The sequence below is a fragment of the Nonomuraea sp. IBHARD001 genome, assembly GCF_056106265.1.
On record NZ_JBWBBW010000002.1, the window covers coordinates 2510567 to 2529369 of the forward strand.

The following is an 18803-nucleotide window of genomic DNA, read 5'->3' on the forward strand; positions in this document are numbered from 1 at the left end:
CAATTCTGCCTGATTGGATCTGACAAAGTTGGTCGATAGTCGACATTCTGGACTTATGACTGAACTTCGTCCGGAGACCAGAACCGTTCACCTCCCCCAGCCCGTGCCCACGGACAGCCGCCCGATCACCGTGCCGCTGTACCAGACGTCCGGCTTCGTGGTCGACGATCCGGCCCTCCTCGCCGAAGGACTGAGCGACCCGAACGGCCCCTTCGTCTACGGGCGCTACTCCAACCCGACCGTCAGGTCGCTGGAGCAGGCCGTCTCCGGCCTCGAAGGCGGCGTCGCGGCGTTCGCCACCGGTTCGGGCATGGGCGCCGTCAACACCGTCCTGCTCGCCCTGCTCAAGCCCGGCGACCACCTCATCGCCCAGAAGGCCCTGTACGGCGGGACCGCGGCCTCCATCAACGACCTGGTCGCCCGCAACGGCGTCACCGTCACCTACGTCGCCGAGAACGACGCCGACGCCGTGCGCGCCGCCGTCACGCCCGCCACCAGGCTGCTCTACCTGGAGACGATCGCCAACCCGATCACCCAGGTCGCCGACCTGCCCGCCATGTGCCGTGCGGCGGGCGAGGCCGGGGTGCTCACGGTGGTCGACAACACGTTCGCCTCGCCGTTGCTGTGCCGGCCCATCGAGCACGGCGCCGACATCGTCGTGCACTCCACCACGAAGTATCTCTCCGGCCACACCGACGTCCTGGGCGGCATCGCGGTCTTCGCCGACGAAGCCCTGTACCGCAAGGTGTGGGGCCATTCGACCCTGCTGGGCAGTACGCCGGACCCGTTCGCCGCCTGGCTGACGTTGCGCGGGCTGCAGACGCTGCACCTGCGGATGGAGCGGCACTGCGCCAACGCCGCGACGCTCGCCGAGAGGCTGGCCGCCCATCCCGCCGTCGCCGCCGTGCACTGGCCGGGTCTGGCCTCCCATCCTTCGCACGAGGTGGCGCTGAAGGTGCTGTCGGGGTTCGGCGGGGTGCTGTCGTTCGACCTGAAGGGCGGGCTGGAGGCGGGGGAGCGGTTCATGCGCGCGGTCAGGCTGGCCCTGCTCGCGCCCTCGCTCGGCGGGGTGGAGACGCTGATCATGCATCCGGCCACCACGTCCCACAAGTCGCTCTCGCGCGAGGAGCTGGCCAGGCACGGCATCGACGAGGGCACGGTACGCGTCGCGGTCGGCATCGAGCACGTCGAGGACCTGTGGGCCGACTTCACCCAGGCTCTGGCGTGAACGGGGGCGGGCCGGGGCAGGCTGCAGGAGGCGGACCCGCCGCAGAGCAGCGAGGGGCAGGCGAAGTCGTGGAACACGTCGGGTACGAGCAGGTGCTGGCCGCGGCCGGACGACTCGAAGGCAGGGTGCTGCGCACGCCGATGCTCTCGCTGTCGCCCACCCTGCACCTGAAGCTGGAGTGCCTGCAGCACTCGGGCTCGTTCAAGGTGCGCGGCGCGTTCAACCGCATGCTGGCCGCCGACCTGCCCGCCGCCGGGGTCATCGCGGCCAGCGGCGGCAACCACGGCCTCGCCGTCGCCTACGCGGCGCGCGAGCTGGGCGTGCGGGCGGAGATCTTCGTGCCCGACGTGACCAGCCCGGTCAAGGTCGCGGGCCTGCGCGCGCTCGGCGCCGAGATCACCCAGCGCGGCGCCATCTACGCCGAGGCGGCCGACGCGGCGGCCAAACGCGCCGCCGAGACGGGCGCGCTGTCCGTGCACGCCTACGACCAGCCCGAGGTCCTCGCCGGTCAGGGCACGGTCGGCCTGGAACTGGCCCGCGACCTGCCGGACGTCGACACCGTCCTGGTCGCCGTCGGCGGCGGCGGCCTCATCGCGGGAGTCGCCCTGGCCCTGGCCGCACTGCCGTCGCCGCCCAGGCTGGTGGCCGTCGAGCCGGAACGCATTCCCACACTGCATCAGGCGCTGGCCGAGGGCGGGCCGGTCACCGTGGGTGTGAGCGGTGTGGCAGCCGACGCGCTGGGCGCCAGCAGGGTCGGCGCCACGGCCTACCGGATCGCCGCCGACTACGGCGTGTCCGGCGTCCTGGTGTCGGACGAGGCCATCGTGACGGCCAGGAAGGCGCTGTGGGGCAGTCGCAGGATCGCGGTCGAGCACTCGGGCGCGGCGGCCTACGCGGCGCTGCTGTCGGGCGGTTACGTGCCCGGCGAGGGGGAGCGGGTGGCCGTCGTGGTGTGCGGGGCCAACACCGATCCGGCGACCCTGTGACGGCCTGACGGCGGTGGCACGTCTGGTGGGGACCGGAGTCCTGCTGGAGTGCCGTCGACCGATGGGGCCCAGCCCGTGCTCACAGGGGAGCAGGGCTGGGCTTGCCGTAAGGGATCAGGGCCTGTCGTACGGGATCAGGTGTAGCTGTGTTCGCGGGCGGGGAAGGCGCCGTGCACGACCTCGTCGGCGAACGTGCGGACGGCGCGGTCCATCTGGTCGGCCAGGTTGAAGTACTGCTTGACGAACTTGGCCGGCTCGGGGGTCAGGCCCATGAGGTCCTGCCAGACCAGCACCTGGGCGTCGGTCGCGGGCCCGGCGCCGATGCCGATCGTCGGGATGGACAGCGACGTGGTGACGCGCTCGGCCAGGTCCGTCGGTACGCATTCGAGCACCACGGCGAACGCGCCCGCCTGCTCCAGGTCCTTGGCGTCGGCCATGAGCTCGTCGCCCGACTGGCCCCTGCCCTGGACGCGGTAGCCGCCGAAGGCGTTGACCGACTGCGGGGTCAGGCCGAGGTGGGCCATGACCGGGATGCCGGCCGAGACCAGCAGCTCGACCTGGGCCAGCACCCTGCGCCCGCCTTCGAGCTTGACGGCATGCGCCCCGGCCTCCTTCATGAAGCGCGTGGCCGACTCCAGCGCCTGCGCCGGTGAGGCCTGGTAGGACCCGAACGGCAGGTCGGCGACGACCAGGGCCCTGGACGAGCCCCGCACGACGGCCGCGGTCAGCGGCAGCAGGTCGTCGACGGAGACGGGAAGCGTGGAGTCGTAGCCGTAGACGACCATCGCGGCGGAGTCGCCGACGAGCAGGACCGGGATTCCGGCCTCGTCGAAAACCCGTGCGGTCATGGCGTCGTAGGCGGTGACCATCGGCCACTTCTCGCCGCGGTCCTTGGCCGCCGCGATGTCGCGCACGGTCACCCTGCGCCCGGCCTTGCCGCCGTACAGGGCGGTCGGCGAGCCGGTCAGGGAGGTGGAGCCGGTGATGGAAGAGGACATCGTTCATCCCTCCAGATGAGTCTCGAGGCGCCCCAGTGGCGTACCCGGACGTTTCCGATGATGGCACGCATGCCTGTTGTTCAACACCCTTGGGTCCACCGGTAATCCGGTGGCGGAGCTCCGGGGGCCGCCCGTCACAATAGGGCCGGAGGTAAGCAATAAAATGGCATTCGAACCTTACAAACGGCTGTTCGCCCTGCCCGGCTTCACGATGCTCATCGTCGTCGGCATGATCGCCCGAGTTCCGTACTGCGCGGCCGGTCTGACGCTGACCCTGTACCTGGGGCCCACGCTCGGATTCTTCCAGGCCGGTGTGGTCTCGGGCGTGCTGACGGTGGGCATGGCGGTCGGCGGGCCCGTCGCCGGAAGGTTCATCGACGCCAAGGGGCTGCGCCCGGTCCTGGCGGTGTGCGCCGCCGCGCAGTTCGTCTTCTGGATGGCCGCGCCCACGCTGCCGTACCTCGCGCTGCTGCCCGCGGCCTTCCTGGGCGGGCTGCTCAACCTGCCGGTCTTCGGCGTCATCCGTCAGTGCGTGGCCGCGATCGTGCCGGTCGAGCAGCGCAAGACCGGGTTCGCGCTCGACTCGATGGCCGTCGAGCTGTCCTACATCTTCGGCCCGGCCCTGGCCGTCGGCGGTGTGACCGCGCTGGGCGCCGCCACGACCATGTACATCGTGGGCGTCGGCCTGGTCTGCTCGGGTCTCGCGCTCATCTGGTTCAACCCGCCGACCCGCACCGAGGCCGAGGCCGCGATGGAGCGCGTGCCGCGCCGCCAGTGGCTCAAGCCGAGGCTGCTGACCCTGCTCGGCACGGTCTCGGCGCTGACGCTGGTGCTGACCGCGACCGAGCTCTCCCTGGTCGCCACCCTGACCAAGAGCCACGCCATGGGCTGGACCTGGCTGGTCGTGGGCCTGTGGTGCTTCTACTCCCTGATCGGCGGCTTCGTGTACGGCGGGCTGTCACGCCCGATCTCGCCGCTCGTCATGATCGCCGGGCTGTGCGCGCTGACCGCGCCGCTCGGCCTGGTCCAGGCGGCCGGGCTGAGCTGGTGGTGGTTGTGCCTGGCGCTGATCCCGGCCGGACTGCTGTGCGCGCCCGCGCTGGCCGCCACGGTCGACGCCGTCTCGCAGAGCACCCCGGCCAGCGCCAGGGGCGAGGCGATGGGCCTGCACGGCACCGCGCTGACGATCGGCGTGGCGGGCGCGGGACCGATCGCGGGTTCGATCATCGACGGGCACGGCCCCGGCTGGGCGTTCGTGGTGACCGGGCTGGTCGGGCTGTCGCTCGTCCTGCTCGCCGTGCCGTTCTGGCGCCGATCCCCGCAGGCCGGGCAGCGGCAGGCGCCCGTCCTGACCGGCTGACGCGCCTGGGGTCCCGAGTTTACGAAACGAAACGGTTGCGTATCGGAATGCACTACGATACGGTCGCGTAGCGAAACACTACCGTATCGAAACTGGGGACGGGGACATGACAAGCGTGCCGGCGTTTGACCAGCAGACAGGCCACCCGCGCCGATGGGGAATCCTGGGTGTGCTGGTCTTCAGCCTCCTGGCCGTCGTGCTGGACAACACCATCCTGAATGTCGCACTCAAGACCATCGCAGATCCCATACAAGGGCTCGGAGCCACCCAGAGCGAGCTGGAGTGGGCCATCAACTCCTACACGCTCGTGTTCGCCGGACTGCTGTTCACCTTCGGTGTCATCGGTGACAGGACCGGCCGTAAGCGCATGCTGTTCATCGGCATGCTGATGTTCGGCCTGGCCTCGCTGGCCAGCGCCTATGCCCAGGACCCGATGCAGCTCATCGTGGCCAGGGCGTTCATGGGCATCGGCGGTGCGGCGATCATGCCGGCCACGCTGGCCATCATCTCCAACGTCTTCCCGCCGCAGGAGCGCGGCAAGGCGATCGGCGTGTGGGCGGGCGGTGTCGGCATCGCGGTGGCGATCGGCCCGATCACCGGCGGCCTGCTGATCGAGCACTTCTGGTGGGGCTCGGTCTTCCTGATCAACGTGCCGATCGTGGCGATCAGCCTGGTGCTCATCGGCCTGCTCGTGCCCGAGTCGCGTGACCCGAGGCCCTCCAAGCTCGACCCGGTCGGCGTGGTGCTGTCGGTGATCGGCATGATCGCGGTGACCTACGGCATCATCAGGATGGGCGAGCTCGGCACCGTGACCAGTGCGGAGGCGCTGATCCCGGCGGTGCTCGGCCTCGTCGTGCTCGGCGTGTTCGTCTGGTGGGAGCGGCGCATCGACCACCCCGCCTTCGACGTGTCCAACTTCAAGAACGTCCGCTTCTCCTCGGCCATCGGCATGATGGGCATCGTCTTCTTCGCGATGATGGGCGGGATGTTCTTCCTGGTGTTCTACCTGCAGATCGTGCTGGGCTACTCGGCGCTGCAGGCCGGAGCGCTGATGATCCCGTTCGCCGCCGCCCAGCTCATCTTCGCGCCGCTCAGCCAGCGCGTCACCGAGCGCTTCGGCGCCAAGCTCGTCGGCACGGTCAGCCTGGTCTTCGTCACCCTGGCACTGGCCAGCTACGCGTTCATGGACGCCGGCACGCCGATCCTGCTCATCGAGGTCGTCTTCTTCGTCCAGGGCGCCGCGATGGCCAACATCATGCCCCCGGCGACGACGGCCATCATGGAGGCGCTGCCCAGGGAGAAGGCGGGCGTCGGCTCGGCGATGAGCAACACGGTCAGGCAGGTCGCGGGCGCGCTCGGCGTGGCCGTGCTCGGCTCGGTGCTGTCGGCCAGCTACCGCGAGGAGATCGCACCCGCGCTGGCCGCACTGCCCGCCGACGTCCAGCACCGCGCGGGCGAGTCCATCGTGGCCACCACCGCGCTCATCGAGCAGCTCGGCGCACAGGGCAAGGCGCTGATCCAGCCCTCGCACGACGCCTTCATCCACGGCATGCACGTCTCGGCGATCGTCTCGGCCGTGATCGCACTGGCCGGTGTGTTCGTGGTCGCCAAGTGGATGCCGGGCAAGACGCCGCTCGTGCAGCAGGTTCAGGACAAGGAACCGGCGGTAGTGTGAACGCGCTATGACTCAGCAGACACCGGCACGGCGGAGCCCCGCACGCCACGGCGCGCAGGACGGGGCGCCGAGGCCCGCGGGGCGGCCCCGCAGCGAGCGGGCCGAGAAGGCGATCATCGATGCCACGATCGACCTGATCGGCGAGGGCATCGGGTTCACCGAGCTGTCGATCGAGGCGATCGCGGCCAGGGCGGGGGTCGGCAAGACGACCATCTACCGGCGCTGGTCCAACAAGGAGGACCTCGTCGTCGACGCCATGGTCACGCTCAAGGCCCCACTGCCGCCGGTGAAGGGTGAGTCGTTGCGCGACGACCTGGTCACCTACCTCGACTTCATGCGGGTCGAGGCGGGTGACCCCCGTCAGCGCTGCATCATGAACCTGACCCTGCACGAGCTCGACCGCTATCCACGCCTGGTCGAACGGGTGCGGAAGGCCACGATCGAGCCGCGCAGGCAGGCCACGCTGGAGCTGCTGCGGCGCGGCGTCGAGAGCGGCGAGCTGCGCGCCGACCTCGACTACGACATCGCCCAGGCCCTGCTGGCCGGGACCATGATGTTCTACCTCAAGACGCACGGGCCCGACGCCGGGCCCGCGCTCGCCGAGCGGCTGGTCGACCACGCGTTGCAGGGCCTGAGCCCCCGCTCATAGCGAGGTCTCGCGCCACCGGTTGGTGATGGGCAGGCGCCTGTCCCTGCCGAAGTTCTTCGGCGTGATCTTCGGACCCGGCGGATACTGCCTGCGCTTGTACTCCGCCAGGTCGACCAGCCTGATGATCCGCGCCACCAGCGCGGCGTCGTGCCCGGCCGCGATGAGCTCGGCCGAGCCCATGTCCTTCTCGACATAGTCGTCGAGCAGTCGGTCGAGCACCTCGTACGGCGGCAGCGAGTCGGTGTCGCGCTGGTCGGGACGCAGCTCGGCGCTCGGCTCCTTGGTGATGGAGTTGGGCGGGATCGGCTGCTCGGCGGTCAGCAGGAACGACGGGTCGCTGTGGGCGTTGCGCCAGCGCGACAGCTCCCAGACCATCGTCTTGGGCACGTCCTTGATCGGGGCGAACCCTCCGGCCGAGTCGCCGTAGAGGGTGGAGTAGCCGGTCGCGAGCTCGCTCTTGTTGCCCGTGGTGAGCACGAGGTGGCCGTGCTCGTTGGACAGGCCCATGAGGAGCATGCCGCGTACCCTGGCCTGGAGGTTCTCGGCGGCCAGGCCGGACAGCTCGATCTCCTTCTCGAAGCCGTTGACGATCTCGGCGATCGGCACGATGCGCGAGTTGAGCCCCTGCCTGCGCACCAGCTCCTCGGCGTCGCCGACGGAGTGCTCGGAGGAGTAGCGCGAGGGCATCAGCACCACGTGCACCCGCTCGGGCCCGATGGCGTCGGCGGCGATCGTCGCGGTCAGCGCCGAGTCGATGCCGCCGGATAGCCCGAGTATGACCGAGCCGAAGCCGTTCTTGGCCGCGTAGTCGCGCACGGCCAGCACCAGCGCCGAGTACACCTCGGCCGTGTCGCCCAGCCGGTCGGCCACCCGCGGCGGCTCGGGCGCCGACGGCTCGACGGGGGAGGCGCTCAGCTCCAGGCGTTCGACGGTGATCGTGGTGCCGTCGCCCGCGTCGTGCGGGAACACGCCCAGCTCGGCCGTCGAGACGGGCAGGTCCAGGTCGACGACGAGCAACTCCTCGGCGAACTGCGCGGCCCTGGCCACCAGCTCGCCCGACTCGTCCACCACGATGCTCTCGCCGTCGAAGACCAGCTCGTCCTGGCCGCCGACCTGGTTGACGTAGGCGAGCGCGCATCCGGCCTCACGCGCCCTCCTGGCCACCAGTTCGAGCCGCGCGTCGTCCTTGCCCCGCTCGTACGGCGAGGCGTTGGGCGCCACCAGCAGCCCGGCTCCCGCCCTGCCGACGACCGCGACCGGCCCGCCCTCCTGCCAGAGGTCCTCGCACACGGCGACGGCGATGTCGACGCCGTGCAGCCGGAAGATCGGCAGCCGGTCGCCCCTGACGAAGTAGCGGTACTCGTCGAACACGCCGTAGTTGGGCAGGTGGTGCTTGGCCGTACGGGTGACGACCCGGCCCCGGTGCAGGAGGGCGGCGGCGTCCAGGGGCGCGCCCTTGGGCAGGCCGACACGGGGGGCGAGGTCGGCCCGGTCGACATAGCCGACGACCACCGGCAGCTCGCCGAGCCCCTCGTCGGCGAGTCGGGCCGCGACCGCCTTCAGCGTGGCGATGCTGGCGTCCACGAAGGACGTGCGCAGCACCAGGTCCTCGACCGGATAGCCGGTCAGGAACATCTCGGTGAAGACAGCCAGGTGTGCGCCGCGCTCGGCGGCCTTCCTGGTCCACTCGACAAGCTTGCCGGCGTTGGCGGCTAGGTCGCCCACGACGGGATTGGTCTGTGCCAGGGCAATACGCAGGTGTGCCACGTCACCCAGCCTAGTACGCGGGGCTTTTTATCGTCCATGTGACGATAAGTGGGATGCGTCACCCCGTCGGCAGCAGCGCCTCCACCAGCGTCCCGCCCTCGGCCCCGCCGGTGATCGCACACGTTCCGCCCAGTTCGGCGGCCCGTTCCCGCATCGAGGCGAACCCGACGCCGCTGCGCCGCCCGCCGGGCACGCCCACCCCGTCGTCGCCGACCGCGACCCGCAGCACGCCCTCCTCGGCGGCCAGCGTTATGTGGGTACGTCCCGCCCGGGCGTGTTTGGCGACATTGGTCAGCGCCTCCTGCACGATCCGGTAGGCGGCCACCTCCACCGCCGCGGGCAGGGCGTCGAGGTCGCCGCCGGTCTCGACGCTCACCACGCCAGGCCCGGTCGCCGCCAGCGCCCGCACCGCGCCCGCCAGCCCCAGGTCGTCCAGCGCGGGCGGGCGCAGGCCGTAGACGAGTTCGCGTATCTCACGCGCCACGCCGTCCATGCCGGTGTGCAGGTCGCCGAGCAGCCGGTCGGCCGAGGTCGGCGCGGTGCGCAGGCTGACCCTGGCGATGGTGAGCGACATGGCCATCCCGGCGAGCGCCTGCCCGAGCCCGTCGTGCAGGTCGCGCCGCAGCCGCCGCCTCTCCTCCTCGCGCGCGGTCAGGATGCGCTCACGCGAACGCTGCAGATCGGCCGCCAGCCGTACGGCATGCGCCACGTCGGCGATGTAGGGCAGCGCGGAGGCCAGCAGCCTGCCGGAGTGCGCCTCGGAGAACCTGCGCGACTCCTGCGGCCCGAGCAGCACCCTGCCGACCGGCTCGCCGTGCCAGACCAGCGCGACGACCTTCTCGGGCACCTCCAGCGAGCCGACCTCGACCCTGCGTTCCGGTCTGGCCTGGTCCTCCTCACGCTGGTCGCGCTCGTCCGTCCTGGCCGGTGCGCCCACCTCGACGACCAGGCCGCGCACGCCGAGCCCCTCGCGGGTGACGGCGGCCACGGCGGCCAGCGCGTTGGCGGGCTCGCCCTCGCGCACCTCGCTCGCCAGGCGTCTGGCCAGTACCCGGGGGTCGCCGTGCGGGCCGTACATGAGGGTGTCGACCAGGCGGCGCAGGCGGATGCGCAGCGGGTTGAAGAACGCGCCGGCGACGAGGGCGGCGGCCAGGCCGGCCAGGCGGTCGTAGCCGGACAGCAGCATGCTCGCCGCGGCCCCGGCGCCGAAGTACACCGCGCCGACGACGACCAGCACGCCCGCGGCGATGAGCGCCCTGCTGATCAGCGTGTCGATGTCGAACAGCCGGTACCTCAGCATCGCCACCGCCATCGCCAGCGGGATGAGCGCGGTCGCGACCAGCCCCGCCACCCAGTAGCCGGGCCCGGCGATCAGGGTCACCGTGTAGGCGGCCATCGCGGTCAGCGGCCAGGCGATCTGACGGCGCAGCACCGGATCGGCGCCCTTGGCCCGCAGCCCGAGCGAGAGCACGGCGAGCACGAGCATCGCCTGGAGCGAGTACGCGATGCCGTACTGCACGGCCTTGTCGTAGGGCGCCATCGCCTCGACGGCCAGCGGGTTGGGCAGGACGACGGGATAGGGATAGTTGACGCCGGACGGGGTGGGCCTGATCGTCGAGCGCACGGCCTCGATCGTGGCCAGCAGCACGGCGGCCACGGCCAGCGGTCGCCAGCGGCGCGAGGGCAGCCGCCCGTTGGGCGAGTACAGCGGCATCAGCACGGCCAGCATGAGGGTGCCGACCGCCCACGCCTTGCGGTGGACGTGCCTGAGCAGCCCGGCGGCCTCCAGCTCGCCCGATGCCGCCAGGTTCAGCATGATCGGCTCGGTGAACACGTTGAGCGAGGCGAAGCAGCCGCCGATCAGCATCAGCCACGGCAGCCGGTTGCGCACCCCGTGCGTGACCAGGAAGGCGCCGATGAGCGGGAAGGCGAACCCGGCCACGAACAGCGGCGACGGCGGCTCCTCGGGCGTCCAGGCCTCGGGCAGCATCGCCCGCAGCACGGAGCCGGTCACCACCATGGCGACCGAGGCGGCGGCCAGTGCCACCGCCGTGATCTCGCGCCTGGTCATGCCCGGTCGCCTGGGGTGACCAGGCCGCACTCGTAGGCGGTGACGACGAGTTGGGCGCGTTCGAACAGGCCGAGGTGCTCCAGCAGGGTGGCGATCGAGGCGGCGACCGCGCGTTCGCCGGTGGCCAGCGTCTGGGCGATCTGCCGGTTGGTCAGGCCGCGTGCGACCAGCTTGAGCACGTCGATCTGGGCGTCGGCGAGCCCGGCGAGCGCGGGCGGCCCGTCCGGGTCAGGGCGTCCGGCGAAGGCCGAGATGAGCCGGGTGGTGACGGCGGGGTCGATGAGCGCGTCCCCGGCCGCGGCGGCCCGCATGGCGGCGATGAGCTGCTCGGGGGCCGATGTCTTGAGCACGAAACCGCTCACGCCCGCCCGCAGTGCGGCATAGAGGTTCTCGTCGGTGCCGAACGTGGTCATCATGATCACCTTCGGCGGCTCGGTGTCGGCCAGCAGCCGCCTGGCCGCCGTCAGGCCGTCGAGGCGCGGCATCTGGATGTCCATGAGCACCAGGTCGGGCCGGGTGTCGCGGACGACCGCTATGGCCTCTTCGCCGTCTCGCGCCTCGCCCACGAGTTCCAGGCCCGGCTCGCTGTCGAGGACCACGCGCAGGCCGGTGCGCACGAGCGCCTGGTCGTCGGCGACCACCACGCGCAGTTTGCCGGGGTCGGCGCTCGACGGCGCGGGGGCCGGGGAGGGGTCGAGGTGCGCGGCCTGGGCGAGCATGTCGCCTTCGAGGCGCTGCAGGGCCGCCGACAGGTCGAGGCCGAGTTCGTCGCGCCAGATCAGCCTGGCCTTGCGCAGTGCGGCGAGCGCGTCGCCCTGCCTGCCGGTGCGGTACAGGGCCAGGGCGAGCAGCCGCCAGGCCTCCTCGCGCAGCGGGTGCGCCGAGGCGTGCGCCTCCAAGTCGGGCACCAGGGCGGCCGACCTGCCCAGCCGCAGGCCCGCATCGGCCCTGCGTTCGACGGCGACCAGCCGGAGCTCCTCCAGGCGGCCCGCCTCGGTCGAGGCCCAGGCCAGGTCGCCGAACTCGGCCAGCGCCGGTCCTCGCCACAGCCCGAGCGCGCTGTCGGTGGCGCTCCACACCGCCGAGGCGTCGCCGTCGATCTTGACCAGCGCCTCGAACCGCCAGCTGTCGACCTGCTCGGTCCCGGTGCGCAGCGCGTAGCCCGGCGGGGCCGAGACCAGCACCTCGGCCTCCTCCCTCGGCGCCCGGCCCGGCTCCAGCGCCCTGCGCAGCCTGGAGACGTAACCCTGGATGGTGGACAGCGCCTGTGCGGGCGGCTCACCGGGCCAGAGTTCGTCGATGAGCATGCTGACCGGGACGGCCCTGCCCCTGGCCACGAGGAGCCGGGCGAGCACCGCCATCTGCCGCTGACCGCCGAGATCGATCGGCACGCCGTCATGGCAGGCCTGGAACGGTCCGAGCGCACTGAAAGTCACCATCGCAGGCGTAAGCGTAGAGGGGTTCGCCCCTCCGTCATATGGCGACATTCACCATCATTCCCGTCGTGTTGGCAGAAATCTTAGAGGCGTGGCGCACCACACCGGTTTCCCTCATCGGGCGGCCTCCGGCGTCACGCTCTCCACGGGGAGAACGGCCTCGACCCTGGTCGCGCCCTCGGTCGAGGAAACGCAGCGCCCGCCCACCTCGGCGGCGCGTTCGCGTGCGGTCACCAGGCCGGGCCTGTGCCCCTCGCCGTCGTGGCGTACCTCGACGACCAGCACCTCGCGGCGCTCCAGGCGGACCCGCACCCGGCCGGAGGCGCCGGCGAGCACGTCCTGCACGATCCGGTAGGCGGCCACCTCGACGGCGGCGGGCAGCTCGCCCAGCTCCCCGGCGATCTCGACCCGCACGCCGGGCCCGGCCAGGTCGCCGATCGCGCCCGCGAGGCCGAGCGCGTCGAGCACCGGCGGGCGCAGGCCGTGCACGAGCTGCCTGATCTGGGCCGTCACCGTGTCCATGCCGGCGCGCAGCTCGCCCAGGAGCCGTTCGGCCGCGTCGGGCGCGTCCCACATCGTGTCCCGCGCGGCGGCGATCGAGGAGGCCATCCCGTCGATGGACTGGCCGAGCCCGTCGTTGAGGTCGCGCCGCAGCCGCCGCCTCTCCTCCTCGCGCAGGCTCAGCGCCCGCTCCCGCGAGCGCTGCAGGTCGGTGCTCAGCCGCACCGCGTGCGCCAGGTCGGCCACGTACGGCAGCAGCATCGTCAGCACGCGCTCGGCCCTGGCCGAGGGGAAGGAGCGCGCGAGCGGAGGCCCGGTCAGCAGGGCGCCGACCGGCTCGCCGTGCCAGACCAGCGCCACCCTGCGCACGCGATGGTCGGGCCCGCCCGAGACGTCGAGCGTGCCGTCGGTGACACGCAGCGGCCTGGCCCCCTCGACCTCGACGGCGACGCCCTCGACCGCGAGCCAGCCGCGCGCCAGCTTCACCGCCTGGGCCAGCGCCCGCGCCGGATCGGCCGAGTGCACGGCCGCGGTCAGCCGTCGCTCCAGCAGGGCCAGATCGCCGCTCGGCCCGTAGAACACGCGGTCGAGCAGCCGCCTGAGCCGGCGCCGCATCGGCTGCAGCAACGCCCCGGCGGCGAGCGCGACGGCCAGCCCGGCCAGCTCGTACCGGTCGGCGAGGAAGACCCCGGCCAGCGCCGAAGCCCCCACGTACACCGCGCTCAGCAGGGCGAGCACGGCCGCGGCGATCACCGTCCTGCTGACCAGCGTGTCGATCCCGAAGAGCCGGTAACGCGTCACCGCGAACGCGATCGCCACCGGCACGGCCGCACTCGTCACCAGGGCCAGCGGCGAGTACGGCGCCCACAGCTCGACCAGCCAGTTGGCGCCCACCGCGTACAGCAGCCAGGCGATCTGGCGTCGGCGTACGGCGTCCGCGCCCCTGAATCTGACCAGCAGCGACAGCAGGCACAGCGCCTCGGCGGCGCGGCCGAGGTCGAAGGGCAGGGTCGTCAGGAAGTCCATCAGCGGAGCCGTCCACGCCACCTCCAGCGGGTTCGGCCCGAACCTCGACGCCGGAGTCGTCGTGCGCGTGATGAAGGCGAAGGCCCATGCCAGTGTCACCACGACGACGAGCACGGCGACGGGCCGCCAGCGGCGCGAGGGCAGCCGCCCTTCGGGATAGGTCAGCGGCAGCAGCAGGTCGACCAGCACGATCGACACCGCCCCGACGCCGGAGATGACATATAGGACGTAGTGGATCGGCGCGTGGTTCTGCTGCCAGGCCAGCCACTCGAACGCCGCCTGCGCGGGGCCGAGCACGGCCGTGGCCAGCCCGCCCGCGACCATCAGCCTGCCGACCACCAGTCCCGGCCTGCGCAGCAGGAGCAGCGCGCCCAGCACCGGGTAGGCCACGCCCACGACGTCGTCGCCGGTCAGCACGCTCTGCCTGACCCTGGCCGATGCGGGCAGCGCGTAGCGCGCCGCGATGGCGGCGGCCACCATGACCACGGCGAGCGTGGCCACGGCGACCACACCCGCGCGTGCGGCCCCGCGCATGGTCCGTCCTCTCCCATCCCGGGTCGTACCGGGATGCGGGGAAGATATCGGGAATGAGCCAATGTCGGATCAACACCGGTTCAACACGGCTGCTCCAGGGCGGCACGCGTTCCATCTGATGGCCGGTGGGGTTGGCGTATCCCGTGTGCCGGGTGAGGCTGTGCGCGGGCCTTGACCCGCAGTCAGATGCAAGAGCAATCCAAGGCCCTCCCCGGATCATCGCAGGTATCCGGAAGGGGAGCCGAGATGACGACGAGCACACTGGCCTTGGTGGTACTCGGTCACGACACGGCCGGCCTGGCCCGCGCCGAAGGCAGGAGCGTGCGCACGCCCGAGGTGCCGCTGCACGAGGCCGGGGCCTGCGCCGACGCCGTCACCGCCTACCTGGCCGACCCGGCGAGCCCGGAGCGGGCCGTCCTCATCGGCTACGGCGTGGCGGGAGTCGCCGCGCTGACGGTCGCCGACCGGCACCCCGAACGCGTGGCCGCCGTACTGGCCGTCGGGGCGGCGGGCGAGGGGGCCTTGGGCGCGGGCGAGGTGTCGTGCCCGGTGCTGCTGCTCGGCACGCCGGACCCCGTGGTGGCCTCGGCCTTCCTCGACGAGATCGACGAGGCCGCGAGCCGGTCCGCGGCCTGCCCGGCCAGGCTGCCCGCGCTCACCCCCGTCCTGCTCAACGACCCGGACGTGATCGCACGCCTGCGTGACCTTGGAACGATCCACCGGGTCAACGCGCCCGGTGTGGCCAGCTCGTGGATCATCACCGGTCACGAGGCGGCCACCACCGCGCTCGCCTGTCCCGCCCTGACGGCCGAGGTCGCGATCACGGCCGGGTTCAGGCCGCAGTCGGCCACGCCCGGCATCACGCACCGGGGCGAGCAGGACCTCATCACGCTGGAGGCCGCCGAGCACGCCAGGCTGCGCAGGCTGGTCGGCAGGCACCTCACGCCCCGGCGCGTGCGGGACCTGCGCCCCCGCATCCAGCGCGAGGCCGACCGCCTGCTCGACGCGCTCGACCCCGAAGGCGTCACCGACCTCGTCCAGGCCTACGCCAGGCCGCTGCCCGTCATCGTGCTGTGCGACCTGCTCGGCGTGCCGCCGGACGAGCGCGCCCGCATCCGGGACTGGCTCCTGGTCCACCTGGCGGCCGGTCCGCCCGATCCGCGCGCCGACATCGACGAGCTGCTGCGCGCCCTGATCGCCGGACGCGGGCGCGTGCCCGCCGACGACCTGCTCGGCTGGGCCGTCGAGGCCGAAGGCGACGCGCTCGACGAGGCCGACCTGGTGGCGGCGGCCAGGTTCCTCATGGTCGGCGGGCACCGGGCTCCGGCCACCCTGCTGGCCAACGGGGTGGCCGCCCTGCTGGGCGAGCGCGCCCAGTGGGAACGGCTGACCGGCGACCCCGCGCTGGTGGAGCCGGCGGTGGAGGAGCTGCTCAGGGTGGTCACGCCGTTCCCCGTGGGGCTGGCGCGCACCACCTCGGCCCCGGTGCGGGTCGGCGGCGCGCTGGTGCCCGAAGGCGACCTGGTCGCGGCCTCGCTGGTGGCGGCCAACAGGGACCCTTCGGTGTTCGCCGACCCGGACGCGCTCGACATCACCCGCGGCGCCAATCCGCATCTGGCGTTCGGGCACGGTCACCACTTCTGCCCCGGCGCGGCGCTGGCCAGGGCCCAGGCGCAGATCGCGCTCGGCACCCTCGCCAGGCGTTTCCCCCGCCTGGCGTTCGCCCACGACCCGCGGAGCCTGCACTACCGGCACAACCGTGTGCGCTACCTGCTCGAACTGCCGGTCGTGCTCGCCCCGGCCGTGCCCAGGCCCTAGGAGGCCCCGCGATGGACGCGACCATTCCCCAGCTGCTGGCCTACTGCCAGGCCGATCCGGTCTTCTTCGAGACGCCCGCCCGCCTGCCCGACGAGGCCGACCTGTTCGCCGCCGCGCGCCGCGAGCCGCCCGAAGGCTGGCGCGCGACGCCCAACGCGTTGTGGATCGTGCTGCGCCCGCCGGGTCCCGCACTGCCCGAGCAGGGCTGGAAGATCCACGTCTCGGCATCGGACGCCGACGCCGCCGCGGTCTGCGACCTGGTCGTCGACTACTGCCTGACCACGGGCACGGCGATGAAGTTCCTCCGCAGCCGGGCCGCGATGCGCCTGCTCAACGGCAAGTACGCCGATCGCGGCGGCAGCGGCAAGCTGCTCACGCTCTACCCGCGCGACGAGGCCGAGCTGAGCCGGGCGCTCCCCGAACTGGCCGCCCTGCTGCACGGCCGCGGCGGGCCGTACATCCTCAGTGACCTGCGCTATCTGGACTCGACGGTCTATGTGAGATATGGGGCCTTCGTCCCGATGACCTACGCCGGGCCGGACGGCGAGCCGGTGTATGCCGTCCGCGCTCCCGACGGGCGGCTCGTCCCCGACGACAGGTCGCCGGTGTTCACCGTGCCCGACTGGGCCCCGGTGCCCGAGATCCTGCGCGAGTCCATCGCCAGACGCGAGGGCCAGGGCGGCGAGCGCTTCCCGTACCTGATCGAACGGCCGCTGCACTTCTCCAACGCGGGAGGCGTCTACCTGGCGCGCGAGGCCGAAGGCGGCGGCTATGTGGTGCTGCGCGAGGCCAGGCCGCACGCGGGGCTGGACCGCGACGGCGCCGACGCGGTCGCCAGGCTGGAGCGCGAGGCCGCGATCCTGGGCCGCCTCGACGGCCTGGACTGCGTGCCGCGCCTGCTCGGCCGGCTGGTCGTCTGGGAGCACCACTTCCTGGTCGAGGAGTACATCGAGGGCACGACGCTGATGGAGGCGGTCTTCGAACGCTACCCGCTGGTCGGGCCCGACCCCACGGCGGCCGAGCGCGCCGCCTACACGCGGTGGGCGGTCGCCGTGCTGGCCAAGGTGGACCACGCGCTCATGTCCGTGCACGCCAGGGGAGTACGCTTCACCGACCTGCATCCCGGCAACGTCATCGTCAGGCCGGACGGGCGCGTGGCGCTGATCGACTTCGAGATAGCCGCCGACCTGGACGACACCCGCGTGCCCGGCCTGGCCGCGCCCGGCTTCACCGCGCCCGCCGGGCTCACCGGGCGCGCCGCCGACGACTACGTCCTGAACTGCCTGCGCCAATGGATGTTCCTGCCGATCAGCCCGCTGCAGGAACGCGACCCGGTCAAGCTGGCCAGCCTCACCGGCGTCATCGTCGAGCACTTCCCCGTGCCCGAGGCGTTCGGCCCGAGGCTGGTGCGCAGGCTCGGCGAAGGCAGGCCGCCGCTCGGTGAGGACCTGCCCGCGCTGATGTTCGCCACGGCCGAGCCGCACTGGCCGGCCATCCGCGACTCGCTGGCCTCCGGCATCGCGGCGAGCGCCACGCCCGGCCGCGCCGACAGGCTCTTCCCCGGCGACCCCCAGCAGTTCGTCTCCGGCGGCCACACCGTCGCCAACGGCGCGGCCGGAGTGCTGTGGGCCCTGCACCGGAGCGGGTGCGAGGTGCCCGACGAGCACGTCGCCTGGCTCCTGAGAGCGGCCCGTACGGCCGAGCGCCCCAGGCCTGGCCTGCTCGACGGCCTGCACGGCGTGGCCGCGGTCCTCGACACGCTCGGCCGCGCCCAGGAGGCGCTGGAGATGCTGGAACGGGCCCGCGCACGGCATGCCGACCTCGTCACACCCGGCCTGCACGGCGGTCTCGCGGGCGCCGGGCTGTCCCTGCTGCACTTCGGTGAGCGCACCGGCGACGCCGACCTGACCGCCGAGGCCGTGCGCATCGGCGAAAGGCTGGCCCGGGAGCTGCTCGACGACTCCTCGCCGATGCTCGGGCCCGGCAGCCGGGTGGGCCTGCAGCACGGCCTCACCGGGGTGGCCGCCTTCCTGCTGCGCCTGCACGAGGTGAGCGGTCTGCCGCACCACCTGGACCTGGCGGGCCTGGCCCTGCGCCGCGAGATCGGCAGGGGCAGGTCGATGCCGGACGGCACCTTCCAACTGCTCGAAGGCAACCGCTACCACGCCTATCTCGGCACCGGCAGCAGCGGCCTGGCCCTCGTCCTGGCCAGGTACCCGGACGCCGCGCACGACCCGGCCATGGCCGCGGCCGTCGAAGGGGCCAGGCGGGCGTGCCGCTCGCCGTTCATCAGGCATCCGTTCCTGTTCATGGGCCGGGCGGGCACGATCGCCGCGCTCACCTTGCTCGGCGTGCCGCAGGACGAGCAGGTCGTACGCGCGCACGTGCGCAGGCTGGCCTGGCACGCGCTGTCGTTCCGCGGGCATCTGGCCTTCCCCGGCAACCAGCTGCTGCGCCTGTCCATGGACCTGGCGACCGGCGCGGCCGGTGTGCTGGCCGCCCTAGGCGTCGCGTTCGGCCGGAACGCGTCGATCATCCCCCTCCTCGACCTGCGCTCGCCCGCCCATCGGGGCGGCGCCTTCGAGGAGCCGCAAAGGCTGGGAAGGAGGTGAACCCCATGGCCTGTGTCCTGCAACTGCAGGCGCTCAACGCCCCTGCCGCCCTGACGGCGCACCCGTGCTACAGCCACGTGACGTCGTACGCGGGGACCTGCTGATCGGACCGGCGCCGGGGACCTGCTACGTCCCCGGCGCC

12 protein-coding genes are annotated in these 18803 nt (G+C 72.4%); 7 read left to right on the forward strand and 5 right to left on the reverse strand.

Translation table 11 applies throughout. The features are described 5' to 3' along the window. Positions 1–55: 55 nt before the first annotated feature. Together ACTWNK_RS13665 and ACTWNK_RS13670 are read left to right on the forward strand one after the other, a co-directional pair. Entirely contained in the window at positions 56–1228 is a 1173-nt protein-coding gene (locus tag ACTWNK_RS13665) for a trans-sulfuration enzyme family protein (RefSeq protein WP_474304299.1), read from the forward strand. A gap of 68 nt (positions 1229–1296) precedes the next feature. Further along, positions 1297–2214: a threonine/serine dehydratase gene (locus ACTWNK_RS13670; RefSeq protein WP_474304300.1), complete on the forward strand. Its 918-nt coding sequence runs from the start codon at positions 1297–1299 to the stop codon at positions 2212–2214. Positions 2215–2348: 134 nt separating this feature from the next. Here ACTWNK_RS13670 and panB read toward each other — a convergent pair whose 3' ends face one another. Further along, complete coding sequence (panB, locus tag ACTWNK_RS13675) at positions 2349–3212, reverse strand: 3-methyl-2-oxobutanoate hydroxymethyltransferase (protein WP_474304301.1); 864 nt, start codon at positions 3210–3212, stop codon at positions 2349–2351. 163 nt (positions 3213–3375) lie between these two features. Here panB and ACTWNK_RS13680 point away from each other — a divergent pair, with 163 nt between their 5' ends. The 3 genes from ACTWNK_RS13680 to ACTWNK_RS13690 all read left to right on the forward strand — a co-directional run bounded on the left by ACTWNK_RS13680 (position 3376) and on the right by ACTWNK_RS13690 (position 6896). Beyond that, positions 3376–4572: an MFS transporter gene (locus ACTWNK_RS13680; RefSeq protein WP_474304302.1), complete on the forward strand. Its 1197-nt coding sequence runs from the start codon at positions 3376–3378 to the stop codon at positions 4570–4572. 169 nt (positions 4573–4741) lie between these two features. Then, complete coding sequence (locus ACTWNK_RS13685; protein ID WP_474304303.1) at positions 4742–6247, forward strand: MFS transporter; 1506 nt, start codon at positions 4742–4744, stop codon at positions 6245–6247. 7 nt (positions 6248–6254) lie between these two features. Next, the gene (locus ACTWNK_RS13690; RefSeq protein ID WP_474304304.1) at positions 6255–6896 is read left to right on the forward strand and encodes a TetR/AcrR family transcriptional regulator; all 642 of its coding nucleotides are present in this window, start codon (positions 6255–6257) and stop codon (positions 6894–6896) included. On the opposite strand, the gene ACTWNK_RS13695 is transcribed toward ACTWNK_RS13690, so the two are convergent. From ACTWNK_RS13695 to ACTWNK_RS13710, 4 genes are all read right to left on the reverse strand, one after another. After that, on the reverse strand, positions 6891–8663 hold the full coding sequence (locus tag ACTWNK_RS13695; protein ID WP_474304305.1) for an NAD+ synthase: 1773 nt from the start codon (positions 8661–8663) through the stop codon (positions 6891–6893). The two genes, ACTWNK_RS13690 and ACTWNK_RS13695, sit on opposite strands and share 6 nt — an antisense overlap. Before the next feature lie 58 nt (positions 8664–8721). After that, positions 8722–10734 carry a sensor histidine kinase gene (locus ACTWNK_RS13700; protein WP_474304306.1) on the reverse strand — a complete coding sequence of 671 codons (2013 nt, stop codon included), beginning with the start codon at positions 10732–10734 and terminating at the stop codon, positions 8722–8724. Then, positions 10731–12173 carry a BTAD domain-containing putative transcriptional regulator gene (locus tag ACTWNK_RS13705; RefSeq protein ID WP_474304307.1) on the reverse strand — a complete coding sequence of 481 codons (1443 nt, stop codon included), beginning with the start codon at positions 12171–12173 and terminating at the stop codon, positions 10731–10733. The genes ACTWNK_RS13700 and ACTWNK_RS13705 overlap by 4 nt, the downstream gene beginning before the upstream one ends. A 111-nt stretch (positions 12174–12284) precedes the next feature. Further along, on the reverse strand, positions 12285–14231 hold the full coding sequence (locus ACTWNK_RS13710; RefSeq protein ID WP_474304308.1) for a sensor histidine kinase: 1947 nt from the start codon (positions 14229–14231) through the stop codon (positions 12285–12287). A gap of 246 nt (positions 14232–14477) precedes the next feature. Here ACTWNK_RS13710 and ACTWNK_RS13715 point away from each other — a divergent pair, with 246 nt between their 5' ends. Further along, positions 14478–16049, forward strand: a complete 1572-nt coding sequence (locus ACTWNK_RS13715; RefSeq protein WP_474304309.1) for a cytochrome P450 — start codon at positions 14478–14480, stop codon at positions 16047–16049. Between the two features lie 11 nt (positions 16050–16060). Then, a complete protein-coding gene (gene lanKC, locus ACTWNK_RS13720; RefSeq protein ID WP_474304310.1) occupies positions 16061–18661 on the forward strand; it encodes a class III lanthionine synthetase LanKC in 2601 nt (866 codons plus the stop codon). Positions 18662–18803 lie beyond the last annotated feature (142 nt).